This window comes from Microcoleus sp. Aus8_D2, assembly GCF_036702665.1.
In the GTDB taxonomy this organism is placed as follows: Bacteria; Cyanobacteriota; Cyanobacteriia; order Cyanobacteriales; family Microcoleaceae; genus Microcoleus.
The window spans coordinates 1-20937 of record NZ_JAUBUN010000007.1; the positions used below are offsets into that span (position 1 = coordinate 1).

The window sequence follows — 20937 nt, forward strand, 5'->3', positions numbered from 1 at the left end:
CCCAATGCCCAATGACCAATGCCCAATGCCCAATGCCCAATGCCCAATGCCCAATGACCAATGCCCAATGCCCAATGCCCAATGACCAATGCCCAATGCCCAATGCCCAATGCCCAATGCCCAATGACCAATGCCCAATGCCCAATGCCCAATGACCAATGCCCAATGCCCAATGCCCAATGCCCAATGCCCAATGACCAATGCCCAATGCCCAATGCCCAATGACCAATGCCCAATGCCCAATGCCCAATGCCCAATGCCCAATGACCAATGCCCAATGCCCAATGACCAATGACTGAGGAGGCAATATGCGATCGCGAACTATGAGAGAAGGTTCTGTCGGATTCTTAATTTTAGTAGGAATCGGTTTATTTGGGGGGTTAGTCCTCTGGTTGCAGGGCGTGCAGCTAGGGAACCGCAGCTACAAATTCGCTGTAGAATTTGCCAGCGCCCAGGGAATGCAAATCGGCACGCCCGTCAGATATCGCGGCGTCGCCGTAGGTAAAATTACCGCCATCAAAGCCAGCGCCAACGGCGTAGAGGTGACGATGGAGATAGCCCCCGGCACTTTAGTGATGCCCCGGGATGTGGCCATCGAAGCGAATAAATCGGGTTTAATTGGCGAATCGTCGATCGACATTACCCCCAACTCAATTTTGCCAGAATCCTTACTTACCGCCAATCCCCTTAGTGCCGACTGTCCCCCAGAAATTATCTGCAAAAATTCCCGCTTAAAAGGTCAAGCTGGAGTCAGTCTCGACGAACTAATTCGATCCACAGTCCGCCTAGCTAATTTATACACCGACCCCGCCCTCTTCAACAATATTAAATCGATTTCAGAGAATACAGCCCATACAGCCAAAGGTGCAGCTAAACTCACTCAAGATTTATCAAGTTTAACTCAAACAGCCAAAGCAGAAATAAAAACTTTAAATCAATCCGTAACTGGAGACGTTGGCAAATTAACTCAATCCGTCAAAACCGAATTAGCAACTTTAAATCAATCATTAAAAGGGGAAGCATCCAGCTTAAATAAATCCTTAAAAGTAGAAGTCAACAGTTTAACTCAATCCTTAAAAGGAGAAGCATCCAGCTTAAATCAATCCCTCAAGGGAGAAATATCAGGAGTCGCCGCAGATGTTTCTAAAGTAGCAGCCACAGCGGACACTTCCACAAAAGCCGTATCGGCCGCTGCCATCAATTCAGCCAATTCAGTAACTCAAGCAGCCAATAAAATCACATTAACAGCAAACGAAGTTAATTCCTTAGTAACAACCAACCGCGCCAGTTTAGTCTCAACCCTGAATAACATCAATCAAAGCAGTCAAGAACTGCGGGTAGCCGTCAGCAGTTTGAGTCCAACAATTAATCGCATCAACCAAGGACAATTGCTGAATAATTTAGAAGTTTTATCAGCGAATGCGGCCCAAGCTTCTGCTACTTTGCGAGATTTATCCAGTCAGGTAAACAATCCCGCCACTTTGCTATTATTGCAACAAACTCTAGATTCAGCACGAGCTACATTTCAGAACGTCCAGAAAATCACTTCCGACGTGGATGAAGTGACGGGAGACCCGGCTTTCCGCAATAACATTCGCAGGTTATTTAACGGATTGGGAGGCTTGTTAGGTTCGACAGAACAACTGCGGCAGCAAGTTAAAGTCGCTCAAACATTAGCTCCCCTTTCGCAGAAAGTAAATGCGAATACAACTGCGGGAAATCAATCAGTCAAGCCGGGATTTCCCAGCTTGCACAAACAGCAAAAATTGCCTGTTATACCTTCTCAAACTGCAAGGTCAGCAGAATTAGTTGCTCCAGAAAATACTCCTTGAAATATGGTATCATTGAATAACCGTCGGTAAGGTGCGCGTGGCGCGCCCTACAGTTAGGAAAGTGCCCATTCTAGAGGTTTCAGTTAGTAAGGTTGGCAGTGCACACCCCGAGATTCAAGTTGTGCAAATCTTATTAAAAAAAACCTCTTTCAAGCGAAACAAGGAAAAGCAATGACGCAAACATTATCGAAGCCGGTCGAAACCAAAACCAAGTATAATATCGCTTGGGAAAAATTGCCAGACGACTTTAAATTACCGGACGATCCAGTGGAAAACATCGACCAACCACTTTTAGCCGCCGCCCTGCGAGAAGCTTTAGAACTCGCAGGATTTATCCTAGCTTCAATGCTGATAGCTTCCAATTTTGGACTATGTGCGAAAGTCAACGACAAAACAGTAGTCAAAGCACCTGATTGGGTATATGTTCCATCAGTATTGCCACCAGAAGCCGGAGAAGTTCGCCGCAGTTATACGCGCACTGTTGAGGGAGAAGTTCCGGCAGTAGTGATGGAATTCTTATCGGATACTGACGGCAGTGAATATTCAAATAAACCGACCTATCCTTACGGGAAATGGCGGTTTTACGAGCGAATTTTGCAAGTGCCAGTTTATGTAATTTTTGAGCCTAAATCGGGAGTGTTGGAAGTGTACAGACTCTCAGAATCGGGAGAATACGAACTGCAAGAACCAGATGCTAATCAACGATTTTGGATAGAATCAATGAATTTATTTCTGGGGGTTTGGGAAGGGGAAAAATCTCAGAGAAGGGGTTATTGGTTGCGCTGGTGGGATGAGAATGGCAATTTGTTACTGTGGGGTGCCGAACGAGTGGAACAGGAACAACAGCGGGCCGATGAGGAACGTTTGCGGGCCGATCGCCTAATGGCATACTTGATAAGTCAGGGTATCGATCCTGATGCCATTTGAATGTGCCCAAGGGCGCTCGGGCGATCGGTTTACGGCTCTTCTGTGGTTAATCCAGTTGAGATTAAAGAATACATCCCATCGGGCGATCGCACTCATGTGTTAAGCGATCGGCTCTCTCAGCAGCAACAGGGGTAACACAGGATGGTTTGAAAGACGATGGGTGGCGGGGCGATCTCATTTTGTCGTCGCGGGCGATCGTTTTGCGATCGAACTTGGGCAATCTAGATATAGGTACGAGTGCGAGTGCCTGGAAAACAGCGACGCCAAGAGTTAGCAATGGAAAGTATACAGAAAAAATCTAGTGACAGTGGGGTTCGTAAGGGCGATTCCCTACGGGATAGCTACGCTTCACGAATTAAGCAGATTTTTGCGTTTGTATCGATGGTTGGGTTTGCTGGTTCTACGATTTTTGGTATGGTGAGTCTGTTCGGCAGCGGTTTGAGCAGCCAGCACCAACAAAAACCTGTAGCTGCTGCTGTTTCTCAGGAGTCTCTGCTGGCGGCGCAGGAACGCGGATATGAGACGGTTTTGCAGCGGGAACCTCAGAATCAGACGGCTCTGGAGGGCTTGGCAAATGTGCGGTTGCAGATGAATAATAAGCTGGGGGCGATCGAGCCTTTGGAGAAGTTGGTGAAGTTAAATCCCGATCGGGCTGATTATCAGGCGCTGTTGGGGAAGGTGAAGGGGAAGTAGGGGGAGGGCGAGTTCAGATGTATCCCCTCCATTGGCTTCTCTGCCATCTCCCCTACCATCCCAATATCTACCAATATCATCGTCAATTATAAATTTATTTGAGTTCAAGATTTTAGTATGGCAATCTTCGTTTCGAGCCTAAAGAAAAGCGGACATTTAGATAATATTCACGTAACAGTATGCCTCGTTGGCTCTCGTAAGATCGCAGACAAAGATGACTATGGGAGTCAGGGGTGGGATATTTTTGCACCTAATCTTACTATTTATGGATTCGATGCTGATGAAGCGGCTTGTCATGAGGCTAACGCCGCTCTTGAATCTCGAAAAATAAATTGGACTGAAAAACATATTCCACTAGCTCTGGGAAATTGTGTCGGAACATCCACAATTTACATTACTAAACACCCAGGTTGCAGTTCACTATATCCTCCCAGCGATTTCTATATTGAGCGGTTCGTCGGAAATTCTCAGCTAATTGAGCTAGTTTCTACTGTGGAAGTTGAGATGACAACTTTAGATTTTTTTTGCCAATCAGAAGCAGTTAACGAGATTGATTTTATACAACTAGACGTTCAGGGGGCAGAGCTTCTGGTTTTAAAAGGAGCTTCTAGTATTTTAAAAAGCAGCACTCTAGCGATTGTAACAGAAGTAGAGTTTACAGAAATATACAAGGGTCAACCTTTGTTTGGGGATGTAGATGTGTACCTGAGAGAACAAGGATTTACACTTTTTGACTTATGTAATATGCATCGTGACGGTCGCCGAATGCCTGTAGCATCAACCGACCATTATGGAGTCTTAGTCTGGTCTGATGCTTTTTATTTTCTGGATCTGATTCGGGAAGACTTGAATACAGAATTAAAGACACCTGATCAAATACTAAAATTAGCTTGTATTGCTGATGTTATGAACTTTCCTGACTATGCTCTGGAACTTCTAGCGTATTTGACCCTGCAATATGGGGACGATATAAGATATAATTTGGCTGACAATATTATAGAGAGCTTAGCGCAAATTCCAGAGCTAGTTAAGCAGGGACTCAGTTCATTACCTATTATTGCTAAAATTCGAGAATACAGCAGCGGCTACAATGCCAGATGTGTGTTTAACGCTCAAAGTAATTGGCAACAAAGAGGTAATTCATGCTTGTTTTTAGGAGACTATTCTAAAGCAGCGAGTATTTATGAGCAAGCTATAGAAGCTGAACCAAATATCAAATCCCACTATTGGCATTTGGGGTTGATGCTGCTTTTGCAAGAGCAAGAAGCCGAAGCTCTAACAGTCTGGTTCACCGGTATATTTGAGGACAATGCCGAACAAATCGAAGAATGCACATCTGAACTAATAGAAGTTATACAAACCGAAGCACAGCGCCGAGAAATACTCACCGACTATGTTGTTGCTCGGATACTCCGGCAACACATCCGGGAAATAGCTCCCACCGATATAAATAATCTGTTAAAGATTGTCGAACTTTCCATTAATATGAATACTTTTATAAATCAAGACCTAATATCATTGGGAATTGTTGAGTTGTTGCGGTCGGAGTTGTACCCCGTTAATTCCGATTTACTATTACAAGTTCTTCAAAGCATTTTAAATTGTGTTGCCTACGAAGAATCTACCCTTGAATTTGCCACAGCTTGTCAGCGTTATGCCTCTGATCCTCAAGCATTTGTCAAGGTATTGATGCTAGCTAGCCCTAAAATCGCAGATAGCAAAAATGTCAACTATCCAATTCATAAATATTCATATCTAGACGAAGAAACTATTATTGATAAATATTTAAACAGCTTAAATATAGAAAATAAATACTGTGTGGATATAGCTGCTAGTGATGGAATAACTATGTCAAACACTTATTTTTTATACAAGCAAGGATGGGCGGGATTAGCTGTAGAATATGATAGCCAACTATTTACAAAATTAGCACTTAGGTATAGTGAATTTGAAAAAGTCAACTTAAGTAAGTGCATGGTGACACCTGAAAACGTAGTTGCTCTTATGAAAACACATCAAGTCCCAGAAAACTTTAGTTTTCTCAATCTTGATATAGATGGTTATGATTATTTTGTTTTAGACCAAATACTGAGTTCATTTAGACCTTTGTTGCTCTGCGTAGAAATCAATGAGAAGATCCCACCACCTCTAAAGTTTACTGTTAACTATAGTCAAAATTATGTTTGGAATAACGATCATTTTTTTGGTCAAAGTATTTCACAATTAAATATTTTATGCCAGAAATATAATTATGCCCTGGTAGAGTTACATTATAATAATGCTTTCTTAATTCCTCAAGAAATCAGTCCAGCACCTTCACTTACACCAGAGGAAGCCTACAGAAGGGGATATCTCGAACAGCCCGACCGGAAAAATAAATTTCCGTGGAATGCTGATATAGAGCAAGTTCACAATTTATCTCCTCAAGAAGCCTTGATTTATATCACTAACTTTTTTTCTAAATATGAAGGACAATTTACCTGCTACATATAATTTTAGTAATTAGGCGTTTAATTAAAATAATTTAAAGCTTTAACTGTTCAGATGCCTAATCTCAGGAAACGCTAACCCAACAAACAAGGTAAAGACAGGCGGTCAATAATGGAAAATAACATTTCAGACTCCGATATAAATGGCTACGCAATTTTCAAAAAAGTTACTGTTCAACCAGTCAGCTATACAACCATTCAATCTGCTGTTGAAGCCATTGAAGGTTTCATGGTTCCAGGGCAAGAAGAGTACCTTTTCAATAAAGTAAAGTCCCTCCCTAATGATGCTGTAATCGTTGAAATAGGATCTTATAAAGGACGCTCCACAGTTGCTATGGCTTATGCCTGTATAGGAACTAATAGAAAGATTTATTGTATTGATACATGGGATGGTAACGATATTGACTTTCCCGACCGAAGTTTTTTTGACATTTGGCAGCAAAATTTACAAAAAAATGGATTATATGAATATGTAGTCCCTTTACAGGGATATTCTTTTCAAGTTTTAAGCCAGTGGATCGAACTCACTGGTGCTAACGAAATTAACTTTATTTTTATTAATGGTTCTCACCAATTCTTAGATGTATTAAAAGACTTTGAACTGTCATTCCCTCTCGTAAAAGAAGATGGTTGGATAGCATTTCATGATGTTGTACCCACTTGGCCGGGTTCTGAGCGTGTATGGCATAATATTGCCAAACATTGTCTAGTGAATCATCAGTATTCATCAACTCTTGCCTGCGGTCAGAAAAAATCGACTGCCTTTGCCTCTCCCTCATCACTAGAATTACCGATTAACTTTTTTACTATTGTTCTCAACGGTGAACCATTCGTAAAATATCATATAGAAGTATTCAAGCAACTACCTTATCAATGGCATTGGCATATAGTCGAGGGTGTAGCGGACTTGAAGCATGATACAGCTTGGTCTTTACAAAATGGCGGACGCATTACCGACGAAATCCACTCGAAGGGACGCAGCAATGACGGCACAGCAGAATACCTAGACGAACTGGCACAGCTATATCCAGAAAATGTCACGGTTTATCGTAAACCGGAGGGTATTTTCTGGGAAGGTAAACGTGAAATGGTTAATGCACCATTGGAAAATATTAATGAGGAATGTTTGCTCTGGCAAGTAGATGTTGATGAATTGTGGACACTCGAGCAAATCTGCACAGCGCGACAGATGTTCATCTATCATCCTGAAAAAACAGCGGCTTTCTATTGGTGCTGGTATTTTGTCGGAGAGAATCTGGTGATTAGCAGTCGCAACTGTTACGCTCAGAATCCAGCACAAGAATGGTTGCGCACCTGGAGGTTTAAACCGGGCTGTGTCTGGACTGCTCACGAACCTCCAGTATTAAGTGAACCTTTATCTAATGCTCACTGGAGGGATGTTGCAGCAATAAACCCTTTTGTGCATAAAGAGACAGAAATGCGGGGTTTGGTATTTCAACACTTTGCCTATGCGATGGCAAAACAGTTGCAATTTAAAGAACAATATTATGGCTATGCAAACGCAGTTTCAGAATGGAGCGTATTGCAAGCTCAAACTAAATTCCCAGTTCGCCTCAGCCAGTATTTTTCATGGGTTCAAGATGGCACGATGGTTGATACTGCTAATTCCTGTGGTGTAAGACCAATGGCGAAAAGAGAAAAAGATACTGATATCTGGGAGTTTAGCCCACCAGAGGAATCATCAAGGAAAACAGCAATAACTACTCCAAGAGCAACTCCAACGATTCTTATTGATGGCGTGTTTTTCCAGCTTTACAGAACAGGAATTGCTCGTGTCTGGAACTCCTTGCTAGAAGAATGGGCAAAAGATGGTTTTTCTCAACATATTATCATTCTTGACAGGGCGGGAACCGCTCCCAAAATTGCGGGGATTAGATACCTTACTATTCCAGCTTACAATTACGAGACAACCGACGCTGACCGGGAAATGCTACAGCAAGTCTGCGATCGAGAAGATGCTGACCTATTTATCTCTACTTACTACACAACGCCCCTATCAACTCCTTCTGTCTTCATGGCTTATGACATGATTCCAGAAGTTTTGCAGGCAAATTTGAATGAGCCAATGTGGAGGGAAAAGCATCATGCTATCAGCCATGCTTCTGGATATATTTCAATTTCCGAAAATACAGCGCGGGACTTAACAATATTTTTCCCAGAAATTGCCCTAGAGTCTGTAACGGTAGCTCATTGTGGAGTTGACAATCTTTTCACGCCAGCGAGTCAAGCAGAAATTAATAGTTTTAAAACAAAGTACGGCATCTCAAAACCCTATTTTATTTCAGTCGGAGGCGGGTCGGATTATAAAAATACTATCTTGTTTTTTCAGGCTTTCGGAAAACTTGCTAGTAAACAAGGATTTGACATTGTTTTTACGGGTAGTGGAATTTTACTAGAAGGGGAGTTGAGAATTTATACCGCAGGAAGTGTTGTGCATAAGCTACAACTCAGCGATCGGGAATTGAGATTAGCTTATTCCGGTGCTGTCGCTCTGGTTTATCCTTCTCTCTATGAAGGCTTTGGGTTGCCTGTGCTAGAAGCAATGGCCTGCGGTTGTCCAGTCATTACTTGCCCGAATGCTTCTATTCCTGAAGTGGCGGGTGCGGCAGCTTTATATGTGAAAGATGATGATATTGATGGGTTAGCTGATGCACTGTGCGAGGTACAAAAAAACAAGGTTCGCAACTCTTTGATTGTTGCTGGTTTAGAACAAGCGAAAAAATTTTCTTGGTCTCAAATGTCGCAAACTGTCAGTTCCGCTTTAATTAACGCTACAAAACTTACTTCAAAGGATACAAATGAACAAACTCCTCAGCAACTTGACAAACGAAAGGCAATCCAGGAACTACTGGTGGAGATGCGAAACAAGCCTGCTTACCAGTTACCTTTGCAATACGACCTACCTTGTGTTCCTCCGCAACTACTAAATGAATACATAAGATTGTTGTTTGAGCTTCCATATTTATTCCAAGACATTGGAGAAGTAAATATGTACTACCAACATATTCAACGATGGGTAGACTATATACATACCAATATTTTTCAACATTCAGAATCAAACTTTTGGCATTCTGTAGCTTTACTTTTCAAGCGTTATGCCAAATTTGCTGTTTATTTTAGCAACAACAATCTTAAGGAAATATATGTCAAGCGTGCAGAGATCGTGGAGTTTGCTTTAAAAATTCAGGGACATCAGATAGATTTTGATTTACCTGACCGTTCCGCTGATAGAGATAAAATTCGCCTGGGTATTCTTGCTGATAATTTTAGCACTCAAGCAGAAATATTTGCCACTTTGCCAGTATATAAACATTTGAATAGAGATGAGTTTGAAATCATTCTTTATTTTATCAATGCTAGCGGTCATCGTTTTGAAAAGTGTTGTTTAGGTTATACTGACGTTGCAATTAAACTTCCTCAAAGTCTTAACCTTCAAGTAGAAACTCTACGAAAATGGGAACTAGACATTCTTTTTATCGCTAATAATATTACAGCTCAAACTAATGCGATTGCCGAACTAGCTTTGCATCGACTAGCACCCATACAAGTTGTAGGAATGAATTCCCCTGTAACTACGGGGATGCGACATATAGATTATTACATTTCTAGTAAACTTACAGATATTGAAAATGACACTCAAAACCATTATAGAGAAAATTTGGTTAAATTAGATGTTCCTGCTCAATGTTTTGATTTTGCCACTGAAGAGCAACTCATCAAAACTATAAGTTTTCAAAGACAAACTATGGGCATTCCTCAGAATGCTGTTGTTTATATTTCTGGTGCTAATTTTTTCAAAATATTGCCAGAAGTAGAAGAGACGTGGATCAAAATAATTGCTGCTGTACCTGATGCTGTGCTAGTGCTATATCCCTTTAATCCTAACTGGGCTCCTATTTATCCAGTTACAGCTTTTAAGCAGCGTCTAGTAGCTACTTTAGCTAAGTATGGTTTGGATGCGGATCGGTTAATTCTTCTGGAAGCCGTACCTAACCGTGCTGATGTAAAAGAACGTTTAAAGGTAGCGGACATCTATTTAGATTCCTATCCCTATGCTGGGATGACATCGCTCATAGATCCGTTAGAAGTTGGTTTGCCAACAGTGGTGATGTCCGGAAATTATGCGCGCTCAAACATGGGAGCATCGCTGCTAAGAGAACTTCATGTGCCTGATTTAATTGCTGACAGCGAAGAGTCTTATGTTGATTTAGCGATCGCCCTTGGCATTAATCCTGAGTTGTGTCAACAAAAAAGTGCTTATATTAAGCAAAAAATGCAGGCTAATCCCGCTTTTTTAGATAGTCGATCTTACTCTGCTAAAATTGGCTCGCTGTTCAAAGAATTTTTCTACAAAAATCAAGTAGACGCTCTTAGGGAAAACTTAAATCTGAGAGAGATTAACTTGATTATTTTCCCAGACTGGAGCCAGCCCGAAGAATTACTACTAGAGGAACTGGCTGCTGTTATCAAAGCAACTGCAACTCATCAAGACAAAAGTAAGATGACTCTGCTGGTAGATCAGAGCAATATTTCTGATGAAGAGGCTAATCTTGCCTTATCCAGTGTGGCGATGAACCTTTTAATGGAAGAAGATTTAGATGTTTCCGATGGCCCGGAAATTTCCCTGATTGAACAGTTGAGTGAAATTCAGTGGAAAGCGCTAATGCGTCGCCTTCACGGTAGAGTTGTATTGGAGCATGAAAATAAAGATGCGATCGCACGATCTGGAGCCGAAGAAATCCAATTTTACTCGCTAGATAGTTTGACGAATACGCAATATGGACATTCACAATCAGCATAACTTGTATAGTTGCCACTATGATGAACAGCGATATGTCAACAGCCAAATCAACTCTCAAGTTTATGTTAGACAAACCCATATTTTTTTATTGCGCTGAAAATTCCTTTTCCCATTTGAGTATATGTTTAGCTGAAGGATTCAAGGAACTGGGAATACCATTTTATTCAAATATAAACCATTGGCAGATATCACCCGATCGGGAAGAATATCTTTTTTGTTATGACCCAAGCGTGACTTATACTGACTGCTCTGTTGTCATACTGGACTTCAGAGTGCTGCTCAACTCGAATTCAGTAGCACTGCCTGAAAATCTATTTCACTCAGCACGAAAATATGTCACTGTCTATCTGGATGATATGGATGGTTTTACCCTTTGGAATCCACAATTAAATAACTTTGATTTCAGATTTAGAACTCACTGCAATACAAAATCTCAATATCCTTCAAACTGTAGACCGTGGGTTTTTGGGCTTTCTAATCGCATCATCCAAGAGACAAGAAAAAATATAAAATATTCTACAGAAAATATACGCTTACTCGTCAATTTCCGAGTTGACCAAGAGAAGTTGATATATTCCAACAGTTGGTTGAGAGTTTCCCAAGGATATGTCATAATTGACAAGGGATCAATGATACTTGACCGTCCTCTGAGGAAGATTGTTTGGGAACAGTTCTTGCCACTAATTGAAAATATTTTACCCCGGGATGATACGGTTGATGATTTTGATAAAACTCCCTCAGACAGCTACCATTACTTGCAGTGGAAGCAAACAGGTCAACGTCACTATCCGAGTTACTACCAACGTTTGAAAGAATCGGCAGCTTGTGCTTGCTTTGGGGGTTCTGTTACTTCAAGCTATTTCACAGGAGAACCAATTGTAGAATGGTGGGACAGTTGGCGCTTTTGGGAGTCATTGGCGGCTGGGTGCGTAACGTTTCACGTAGATTTCGATAAGTATGGAGTTAAACTGCCAGTAATGCCAGAAAACTGGCGGCACTATATAGGAATCGATTTAGACAATATGCAGGATACTGTCGATCGCATTGCTGACGATCCAGGGATTTTAGAGAAAATTTCTAGAGAAGGTCGGCATTGGGCTATTGACAATTACGGCCCAGTTCCTACAGCTTTGCGTTTTCTAGAAATTCTCGGTTATCACACCCCACAAATGGAGAAATGCCAGGAAAATGAAGACGAGGTGGCGATTGTTTCACTGTTGCTTCAGTTGAGGGAAATTACCTTAATCGTTTTCCCCGATTGGTTGCAACCAGAAGAGTCTTTGGGTTTAGACTTGGAACGAGTGGTGAGGGCGATCGCAACTCACCCAGACAAAAATAAGATCAGTCTCCTGATAGACACTAGCAAAATTTCTGATGAAGAGGCTAATCTCATTTTATCCAGTGTGGCGATGAACCTTTTAATGGAAGAAGATTTAGATGTTTCCGATGGGCCGGAAATTTCCCTGATTGGACAGTTGAGTAAAATTCAGTGGGAAGCGCTCATACCTCGCCTTCATGGTAGAGTTGTATTGGAACATGAAAATAAAGATGCGATCGCTCAAGCAAAAGCAGAGAAAATTTCGGTATGTGCAATAAACAACTTTATGTGAAATAAGCAACTTTAAGGATTTGGCACTTTAATCAAATTAGGCAAAAAATCTCTACTTTTTTAAAATAAAAAATATGGACTATCAAAGATTTTTCGAGCAACTCCCTAGCTTGTATGAAAACTGGGAACAAGATTTAGTTTCCCCGAAATCTGACCGTTTTCAGCAAATCTTGAATCAAGTTACAGGTATCACAACAGCTAACGTTATGCAGTTGCTGAACTTTGCGGTGGAATGCCTGGATCTAAATGAGGTTTATTGCGAAGTTGGCTGCTTCCAAGGAGCAAGTTTAATTGCTGCACTTCTGGATCACCCAGAACAGATGGCATATGCAGTGGATAACTTCTCGGAATTTGATACTTTTGGAGATAGCTTTGAGAAATTGACAGAAAATTTATCAACCTTCAATTTATCAGAGCAAGTCTTTTTCTGTAATCAAGAGTTTGAAGAGTTTTTTTGTGACCTTCAACAAATTGAGTCAGAAGAAAAAATTGGTGTATATTTTTATGATGCAGCTCATGACTATAGATCATCTTTAATGGGATTACTATTGGTAAAACCTTTCTTGGCTGAGGAAGCACTAATTGTTGTAAGCAATAGTAACTGGGAAGGGGTTGAGCAAGCCAACTTGGATTTTATATCTACTAATTTGTCGCATTGTCATTTATTGCTAGATTTTACAAAAAATAAAGACACTTGTAAGTTGTGGAATGGTTTGCAAATATTTGTTGTTGGGAATGAGGTCGCGTTAGATCGTAAGTATGATTGGGAAAGTTTACAGACCAGACGCAAGCAATCAGTTATTAAGTCCATTTACGATCTTAACAACGAAGAGCGACAAAAAATCCTAAATACTCTCCATACTGAAGCAGTAGAGTTGCACTGTTCTGGGACGATAATACCAGATAGAAATAGTAAATCAGACAAAAACAACGATGACATTACTTATTTGAATTTATTAAATAAGAATCTTGACCAAGCAGAAAAGAAATATCAAGAAGTTTTGCGATGGGATGCAAACAATGCAGATGCTTGGCTGCATTTAGGCACTCTTTATTATATGAAAGAGCAATATCAAGATGCGCTATTGTTGATGTTCAAGTCTATAGAGCTTGATCCGTCAAAAGCTATCAGGCATTACAATTTGGGTGTGGTACTAGAAAACATGGGTGAACGCTTCCAAGCTATTAGAGCTTATCAAGAGACTATAAAACTAGATCCGCAATATATTCAAGCTTATAATAATTTGGGCAATATTTTTTGGGATATTGGTGATATTGAACAAGCAGAATCTGTTTATAGGCAGGCAATATTGACTAACCAGAATCATTTTGGTGGCTACCTTAATTTGGGTAACATTCTGATGTCAAAACACCAAATTGATGAAGCGATTGCAGCATATGAAACAGCCCTAAATCTTAAACCTCGTGACCCTGATATTCTCAATAATCTGGGAATAGCATTTGAAGCTAAAAATGACAAAGCTCAAGCTTATTCCTACTTTGGTTATAGTTTTTACCGCCAGGGTAAATATGAAGAAGCAATTAGTCAGTTTCAAAAGTCTCTAGAGATTCAAACTGGAGATGTACATTTTTATCTATCCTTGGCTGACTGTTACACCTCCCTCAATCAATATGAAGAAGCTATAAAAATTTACCAAAAGAGTGTTAGTCAATATCCAAGCGATCCTACTATTTACTTTAACTGGATATCAACATTGCAAGAAGCTGGACAAACTCAGGAAGCCATCGCCCTTGCCAGCGAAGCTTCAAAAATATTTCCAGAACACTTGTTTTTGAAACGTGAAGAGCAACTCATTTTGCCAATTTTATACGATCGCCAAGAAGAAATTAACTTTTACCGACAACGCTTTACTCAGGGACTAGAAGATTTAATTAATCAAATTTCTCTCGACACTCTTGAAGCTAGAAAGAATGCTCTTATAGGTATTAGTAAACGTCTGAATTTTTATTTGCAATATCAAGGGGAAAATGACTTAGATTTACTAAAACAGTATGGTCAGCTTGTTCAGCTAATTATGGCTGTTAACTATCCCGATTGGGTAGTGCCGAAACCTATGCCAAACCTCAACCCAAATATAAAAATTAGGGTTGGTTATATTTCTGATTCTATGCGATCGCATACAGTTGGAAAACTCGCTCTTGGTTGGCTGCGTAATTGCAATCGTCAGCAGTTTGAAGTGTATTGCTATTACATCAATGGCAAGATAGATAGATTTACTCAAAAATTCAAACTCTACAGTGATGTTTTTCACCAAATTCCTGGGGAGCTAGAAACAATCTCCGAACAAATTATTTCTGACGAATTGCACATTTTGATTTTCATAGACATTGGTATGCACCCTACAATAACGCAATTAGCTGGTCTTCGCCTAGCACCAATTCAGTGTACAAGTTGGCTGCATCCTATTACTACAGGTCTTCCTACAATCGATTACTTCTTATCTAGTGAGCTAATGGAACCAGCTCGTGCTGAAGAACATTACTCAGAGAAATTGATTCACTTGCCTAAGATTGGTGTATCTTATGCCAAACCTACTATTCCAGAACTGACAAAAACTCGTGCTGATTTTCAATTGCTAGATGAGGCAATAGTGTATTTATCTTGTCAATCTCTGTATAAATATCTGCCACAATACGACTATATTTTTGCTGAAATTGCTCTACAGGTTCCCAATGCTCAGTTTGCATTTTTAGGTCATGAGAGTATCCACATTACTGATAAATTTCGGGAACGCCTGCAACGGGCTTTTGCTAACTACAATTTGAACAGCGAGGAGTATTGCATCATTTTACCGCGTCAAGATACGCTTAGTTATTTGCAGCTTAATTTGGTTTCTGACATTTTTTTAGATACATTAAGCTGGTCTGGAGGAAATACAACTTTAGAGGCGATCGCCTGTGACTTACCGATCGTCACTTGTCCTGGTGAGTTTATGCGTGGACGCCACTCTTACGGCATTCTGACAATGCTAGGAGTAACAGAAACTATTGCCAACACTGAAGCTGAATATATCGAAATTGCCGTGAAAATAGGGCTTGAACCTCAGTGGAGAAATAGTATAGTTCAAAAAATGATACATCGCCATCCCTATCTCTATGATGATCGAGCTTGTGTAGAAGGACTGGAAAAATTTTACCAGCGCGTCGTAAGTGAATATCAATTCAGCAACAAGGAAATAAACAATAGTTAAGTCCTTAATGATTACTCTCAAGATACTTCTGCCACATTTGCTCGTAAGCTTTCTCCATCTCTCTTGTAAACTGCTGACCATTCCACAGCGGTGCTGTTTGTCGTGACTGTCTTAGCTTCCAGGCAATTTGTTGCCGTAAAGCAGCATCTTTACCCAAACGAATTCCCCACTCTACATATTCATCATCAGTCCAAGCAATTCCCTCAGTCACACCTGCATTCATCATCATTGTGTAGCTATTGCGACTAGAAAACTGCTGTCCTACACGGGTTACTATCGGAACACCCATCCACAGTGTTTCCATAGTTGTTGTAGCTCCGTTATAAGGGTAAGTATCCAAAACTACATCAGCAATACCCAGGTTAGCTCGGTGTTCGGCTTCTGAAGCAACCAATGATAAAAACCGCAGGCGATCGGCATCTACACCCTCTGATGTTGCAGTTTGGATAAAAAAGTTTTGCAGTGCTTCTTGATCTGCCAAGCCTTTAACTATAAAGTAGCTATTCGGTACCGCTTTAACAATTTGCATTTGCAGCCGTACTGTATCAGGATTGTACTTATATCCTCTCTGGGCACTAAGATATATAACTGCATCCGTAGGGATATCTAAATGCTCGCGACGCAGGGTTGGCACACCTACCTCAAAACCATCCACAGCTATGTAAGTTTGAGGCAAACGCCAGATTTTTTCTGTGTAGTATTCCTGAGCAGATTCAGGTAAAACATAAGGATCGGCAATAAAGTAATCAACTGCTGGTATTCCCGAAGCATCCCAACCCAGCCAAGTGGCCTGAATAGGTGCTGATTTCATTGCCATTATCTCGCAAGTATTATTCAGAGTCAGACTATCGAGATCGATTAAAATATCAATTTCATCTTCGTTAATCTTCTCAGCAGTTCCTACGCTATCTAGTCCTAATTTATAAGCTTTGTCAACTTTACTAATATACCATTCTTGCAAGGGGTCACGGGTATATTCTGCTGCCAGCAAATATAGATTAATTTCAAAGCGATCGCGGTCATAGTATTGAAACAACCATTTGGCTAGTGAACCGACAGAATGATTGCGAAGGCAATAGGAAAGATAGCCTATCTTTAAACGCTTAGTAGGAGACTGAAGTTTGAGAGCAGATTTTGGTCGCTGTCGAAATCGCCCCACTTGCTCCTTAGCATAATTTTCTACATTTAACTGACAAATTCGACCAATTTGAGAACGAATTTTGCTATTTTCTAGAGGCTCGTCCTGAAAATATGGGAAGAAAAAGCCCGCACTCAACAAACGAATTGTAGCAGTTGAATCCAGATCTGTGGGCTGCTCTTCTATCAAAGATAATAGCAGAGATTTATGCCTTTCAATGATCGAACAAAATTTCTCCCAATAGCCACCAGCGCTCATAAAACCGCGCATTATTAAATGATTTGCATAAACTTTATCGGCTAAATTGGTCATCATAGAATAGCACAATTTAGCAGTTTCTATTCCCTTATCATACTCATAAATATCTTGATAAAGACTAGATAAAGTCCGGAGTAACTCAGTATGATTGGGAACCAAACGCAAGCCTAGTTCAGTGAAACGTGTTCCCAGAGTAAATCGCTTTGCAGAGTAGGAAATTTTATAAACAAACTCTATCAAATAATCTATAAAAGGTAGAGTATCTTTGACATAGGGCAGGCAAGATGCTGTGAAATTCAAAGATGACGGGTGGAAAGGAGCCTGTTCTAAAACAATTTTCCATACTTGCATCAACAGCTCACAATCTACTGTGGCGCATTCTGAATCGAGCAGTTCAATCACGCCTAAATCGCTCAGTTCATCTCCTGTATATGTCTTCAACAGATTGGAGAGCCCTATCAAATGCAACAAGTTGTTAATATTGGTAGGATTAATTTCGCGTATGTGCTGCCGGATGACCCAAGCCACCCCATAATCTGCCAGTTGTAGCCGTTGTCGCTCAGCTTCAGCTTCCAGAACCTCAATCAGTTCCTCTGTCCACAGGTCAATTTCTTCAGGTTCCCCCTCAGCTATTGCTAATAGCCAAGTTGTCTGGGCCTGCTCCTCTTGTCCATCCAACAGTAATATTAATCCCAAGTGCCAGTAGTAGGATTTAATATCTGGAGATGTAGAGATCGCCTGTTCGTAGAGCTTCACTGCCGGAGAATAATTTCCACTTAGCAAATAATCATCAGCTTGATGTTGCCAATCAGAAGCAATAGCCGATAAATCTCGATCAACCATAGGGCAAACCTCTAGAAGCTGTGTTCTGTAAAAATTAATATAATAATGCAAAGCGGACAGTACACCTGGCACTACCCGCTTTTTGATTATTCTCAACAACCAAGAACTTGTGTGCCGAGCGATTACTTGGTCACTGCTGTCATGCCTGCACCGCATTCAACAGTAGTTCCATCAGCCTTACCAGTAACAGCCGCAACGCCAGCAGTGGTACTCTCACAAAGAGCGGACTGCGTACCTTTTGCCTCTCCTGATGGTACTAATCCTACAGTTCCGGCGTATGATTTAAGAGCACCACCTAATGTTGCATTTGCATTAACATTGCCTCCTGTTGTCCCAATGAGACTCAGGGTGTAGGTATAGTTTTGGGTGGAAGTTTTCAGACCAATTCCTAAGGAAGTCATTTGGTCTGTAAAACCGTTATTTTCTGCGTAGTAAGCTTGTTGGGCTTTGATAATTGAACTAGCGTACTGCTTGCCTTCTGTCTGCTTGGCTTTGTTTGCTTGGCTGAGGAACGAGGGCAAGGCGATCGCCGACAAAATACCGATGATGATGATAACAACCAGCAGTTCAATCAGGGTGAAACCTTGATCCTGTCTTCTTTTGTTGATGTGTTGCAGGAACTTGGCTTTAAATTCAGTCTTCATAATTTGTTTCTCCTTGAGGGGTGGGATGCTCGTTTCTAACTCTTATATGTAACTTACCCAGTTTCCCCCGCTTTGCTATCATCCCCTCCATTTTTTTTTTGATGTGTCGCTGCTAACGCTCCAAAAGCACGTATAGAAAGACTTCCAGCCTAGTCAACAGTTCCTTGACTTGATCGAAGGCTGTCTCCTGGGCCGCTGGTTCTAGATTAACAGCAGACTTGGCTCGGCTCTGCAACCACTTCTGGACTAGCGACACCGCAGACTGCGGCCCATCCCACAGAGGTAACAAGCAAGCTGCCATTGTACTGTCGATCGCCACCGGTGCTAGAGTTGGCACAATAATATAGCGGCTAATCTCAAAAGGCATATCGCTGGCAATGCAATTACTCAAATCTTCCCTCGCCTCGGCAGTCCTGAGTTGAGGATGCAAATGCACCAGCGCTGACTGCCACTCAGCCTCCGTCCATGAAGCAACTGGCACAAAAGCCTGAGTGCCGGGATTGCCGCACCAGAAATCAAACAGGCGGTGCTGGGGATGTAGCAGTTCAAATAAATGCAGCCGCTCTTCCACAGAAGTTTCTGGCAGACTCATCGCCAAAAACGGAGGCAAATCATTTGGATCTTTAAATAGATCCATCAACTCCCAGCGGCGCCATGCCACCATGCTGATCAACTCTAGATTGGAGGCTCTCAAAAGTGCAAACAGTTCAGGCACGCTACAGCCTTTGTCACCCAAAAATAAATAGTTTACCAGAATCCACCCCTCATCCTTCGCATATTCAGAATTCCATCCTCCTGCCTTAAGCCATATTTCATCTCGCAAAGCTTCCATCGTCTCCCGGACTATTTCAATCTCCAACTCGCCTGGGGTTCCATTCATTAATCCCATTGCTTTGAAAGCAGCTTGAGCGCGAAATACTCCCGCTCTACCAATGGAACTGTGCAAATTTGTCCGAATAATGCCATCTGGTTTAAGAACCGATTTCATCGCCTGCAATCCTGCAACAGCGTCGGGCAATAAATAAAGCACTTCGTCAGCATTAATGTAGTCGAACTGCCAACCTAAACTGGGTAATTCTTCTATTTTTATCGCATAAAATTCGGCATTTTCAAAGCCGTGATATTGCAAGCGGTGGCGGGCTAACTTAACAGATTCTTCTGATAAATCAATGCCCACAATTTTAGCTCCCGGATTAGCTGTCGCCAAAACTAAGGATTTGTATCCGCTACCGCAACCTGCATCTAAAATAAGTTTGCCTTCAGTATTGACAACTTTCCGATTCCTAAAGTAATAAGCAGTTACAAGGTTGTGCAGGTAAAGCAACTCATACTCAGACTTAGGAGATTTTTCTAGAGGAATTCTCGGATAAGGGGCATAGTCAAATTGCTGGCGAATTTGGTCTATTAAATCAGATTCTTGATTTTCCATTATGAATTACTCTTGATGCTGTTAAATTGTCCGGTGGCATCCCCTATTATAAAACACTACGGTTCCGTTAAGCCAGATCCCCCCTAGCCCCCCTTAAAAAGGGGGGGACAAGAAGTTGTTCAAAGTCCCCCTTCTTAAGGGGGATTTAGGGGGATATTCGGGCAATAAATAGTGTTAACCCAAGGGTATTGTATTATAAGATGGACAGGCATTTTATTCAACCGATCGCCCAACACCACATCCATGAACACCAACATCAGCCCCATCCTCAAAGTATTCTGCTTCTCCGCCGCCTTTTCCCTTGCCATCAAGTACGCAGGGCCCAGCTTATCCATAGCCTCAACCGACTTCAACGCCCTGATCGCCGTGTTTACCCCCAGTATCATCCTAGCTGCCATCCTCGGCTGGCGGGCATGGCAACAACAGCCGAGGTAGTAGGTTAAGTGCGCCCTAACCAGAAATTCCTCTCCTAAACTCCCTCATCGCTTCCACACTCGAAGCCATCAGCAAGCAGCGACACAGTAAGTTAATATCTAAATCTGGCAAAACAACACTTGCAGAAATTTTTGTATAACCCTCAGAACCCAAGCGATACATAGCCAATACACCATCCTCCCAGAACCAGACTTCAGAAACTCCCAATACTCGATAGCGCTCCAATTTTCTGACAGTACCGCTAGTAAAAACTACTTCGATACATAAATCTGGAGGAGAATTTGGGGTGATGCGTCTGCCAATAAAATAAGATTCATCAGCTTGTACAGACACTATCCCTTCCTGTTCTTGAGTAAAGCTTCCCGTAGGTGCAAACTCAATTTCATTTTCGGCGCAGTAGATAGCCAGCAGCGTACAAATTGTTCTACTAAAAAATTCGTGTTCCTGGGAAACTGCCAAAATTTCTACCTCTCCTCTATAATAAAACAACTTGATGCCAGGGGAGTCAGAAAACCCCTGTTCAATTAGTTTGAATTGTTCCCAGCTAATCCCAGAATGAATGAACCGTTGGTCTAATGGTCGTAAAAGTGTCTGTGTCATTATGCG

14 protein-coding genes are annotated in these 20937 nt (G+C 41.4%); 9 read left to right on the forward strand and 5 right to left on the reverse strand.

The window, feature by feature from the left end; all coding sequences use genetic code 11:
- A partial coding sequence (locus QUB64_RS07385; RefSeq protein WP_333394013.1) for a hypothetical protein occupies window positions 1-307 on the reverse strand: 307 nt, incomplete at its 3' end.
- A 1-nt stretch (window position 308) separates the two neighbouring features.
- Here QUB64_RS07385 and QUB64_RS07390 point away from each other — a divergent pair.
- The 8 genes from QUB64_RS07390 (at window position 309) to QUB64_RS07425 (ending at window position 15584) form a co-directional block, all read left to right on the forward strand.
- The gene (locus QUB64_RS07390; protein ID WP_333269092.1) at window positions 309-1832 is read left to right on the forward strand and encodes an MlaD family protein; all 1524 of its coding nucleotides are present in this window, start codon (window positions 309-311) and stop codon (window positions 1830-1832) included.
- Between the two features lie 171 nt (window positions 1833-2003).
- Entirely contained in the window at window positions 2004-2759 is a 756-nt protein-coding gene (locus tag QUB64_RS07395) for a Uma2 family endonuclease (protein ID WP_333269093.1), read from the forward strand.
- Complete coding sequence (locus QUB64_RS07400; protein WP_333269094.1) at window positions 2760-2894, forward strand: hypothetical protein; 135 nt, start codon at window positions 2760-2762, stop codon at window positions 2892-2894. It begins immediately after the preceding gene.
- A gap of 141 nt (window positions 2895-3035) precedes the next feature.
- Window positions 3036-3452, forward strand: coding sequence for a tetratricopeptide repeat protein (locus tag QUB64_RS07405; RefSeq protein ID WP_333269095.1), 417 nt, complete (start codon window positions 3036-3038; stop codon window positions 3450-3452).
- A 117-nt stretch (window positions 3453-3569) separates the two neighbouring features.
- A complete protein-coding gene (locus QUB64_RS07410; RefSeq protein ID WP_333269096.1) occupies window positions 3570-5945 on the forward strand; it encodes an FkbM family methyltransferase in 2376 nt (791 codons plus the stop codon).
- A gap of 108 nt (window positions 5946-6053) precedes the next feature.
- Window positions 6054-10763 (forward strand): O-linked N-acetylglucosamine transferase family protein, encoded by a 4710-nt coding sequence (locus QUB64_RS07415; RefSeq protein WP_333269097.1) that lies wholly within the window; start codon window positions 6054-6056, stop codon window positions 10761-10763.
- A gap of 629 nt (window positions 10764-11392) precedes the next feature.
- Window positions 11393-12373, forward strand: coding sequence for a hypothetical protein (locus tag QUB64_RS07420; RefSeq protein ID WP_333269098.1), 981 nt, complete (start codon window positions 11393-11395; stop codon window positions 12371-12373).
- 73 nt (window positions 12374-12446) lie between these two features.
- A complete protein-coding gene (locus QUB64_RS07425) occupies window positions 12447-15584 on the forward strand; it encodes a tetratricopeptide repeat protein (protein WP_333269099.1) in 3138 nt (1045 codons plus the stop codon).
- Window positions 15585-15588: 4 nt separating this feature from the next.
- Here QUB64_RS07425 and QUB64_RS07430 read toward each other — a convergent pair whose 3' ends face one another.
- From QUB64_RS07430 to QUB64_RS07440, 3 genes are all read right to left on the reverse strand, one after another.
- Window positions 15589-17922, reverse strand: coding sequence for an O-linked N-acetylglucosamine transferase, SPINDLY family protein (locus QUB64_RS07430; protein WP_442921636.1), 2334 nt, complete (start codon window positions 17920-17922; stop codon window positions 15589-15591).
- A 23-nt stretch (window positions 17923-17945) separates the two neighbouring features.
- Entirely contained in the window at window positions 17946-18467 is a 522-nt protein-coding gene (locus QUB64_RS07435; RefSeq protein WP_333269100.1) for a type IV pilin-like G/H family protein, read from the reverse strand.
- A gap of 112 nt (window positions 18468-18579) precedes the next feature.
- A complete protein-coding gene (locus QUB64_RS07440; RefSeq protein WP_333269101.1) occupies window positions 18580-19896 on the reverse strand; it encodes a class I SAM-dependent methyltransferase in 1317 nt (438 codons plus the stop codon).
- 171 nt (window positions 19897-20067) lie between these two features.
- Here QUB64_RS07440 and QUB64_RS07445 point away from each other — a divergent pair, with 171 nt between their 5' ends.
- Window positions 20068-20331, forward strand: coding sequence for a hypothetical protein (locus QUB64_RS07445; RefSeq protein WP_333269102.1), 264 nt, complete (start codon window positions 20068-20070; stop codon window positions 20329-20331).
- A gap of 15 nt (window positions 20332-20346) precedes the next feature.
- Here QUB64_RS07445 and QUB64_RS07450 read toward each other — a convergent pair whose 3' ends face one another.
- Window positions 20347-20931, reverse strand: coding sequence for a Uma2 family endonuclease (locus QUB64_RS07450; protein ID WP_333269103.1), 585 nt, complete (start codon window positions 20929-20931; stop codon window positions 20347-20349).
- Window positions 20932-20937: the final 6 nt, after the last annotated feature.

Excerpts from the sequence above, each read along its gene's own strand:
- QUB64_RS07390 (WP_333269092.1), top strand. The coding sequence starts at position 309 with ATGCGATCGCGAACTATGAGAGAAGGTTCTGTCGGATTCTTAATTTTA.
- QUB64_RS07395 (WP_333269093.1), top strand. The coding sequence starts at position 2,004 with ATGACGCAAACATTATCGAAGCCGGTCGAAACCAAAACCAAGTATAAT.
- QUB64_RS07400 (WP_333269094.1), top strand. The coding sequence starts at position 2,760 with ATGTGCCCAAGGGCGCTCGGGCGATCGGTTTACGGCTCTTCTGTGGTT.
- QUB64_RS07405 (WP_333269095.1), top strand. The coding sequence starts at position 3,036 with ATGGAAAGTATACAGAAAAAATCTAGTGACAGTGGGGTTCGTAAGGGC.
- QUB64_RS07410 (WP_333269096.1), top strand. The coding sequence starts at position 3,570 with ATGGCAATCTTCGTTTCGAGCCTAAAGAAAAGCGGACATTTAGATAAT.
- QUB64_RS07415 (WP_333269097.1), top strand. The coding sequence starts at position 6,054 with ATGGAAAATAACATTTCAGACTCCGATATAAATGGCTACGCAATTTTC.
- QUB64_RS07420 (WP_333269098.1), top strand. The coding sequence starts at position 11,393 with ATGATACTTGACCGTCCTCTGAGGAAGATTGTTTGGGAACAGTTCTTG.
- QUB64_RS07425 (WP_333269099.1), top strand. The coding sequence starts at position 12,447 with ATGGACTATCAAAGATTTTTCGAGCAACTCCCTAGCTTGTATGAAAAC.
- QUB64_RS07435 (WP_333269100.1), bottom strand. The coding sequence starts at position 18,467 with ATGAAGACTGAATTTAAAGCCAAGTTCCTGCAACACATCAACAAAAGA.
- QUB64_RS07440 (WP_333269101.1), bottom strand. The coding sequence starts at position 19,896 with ATGGAAAATCAAGAATCTGATTTAATAGACCAAATTCGCCAGCAATTT.
- QUB64_RS07450 (WP_333269103.1), bottom strand. The coding sequence starts at position 20,931 with ATGACACAGACACTTTTACGACCATTAGACCAACGGTTCATTCATTCT.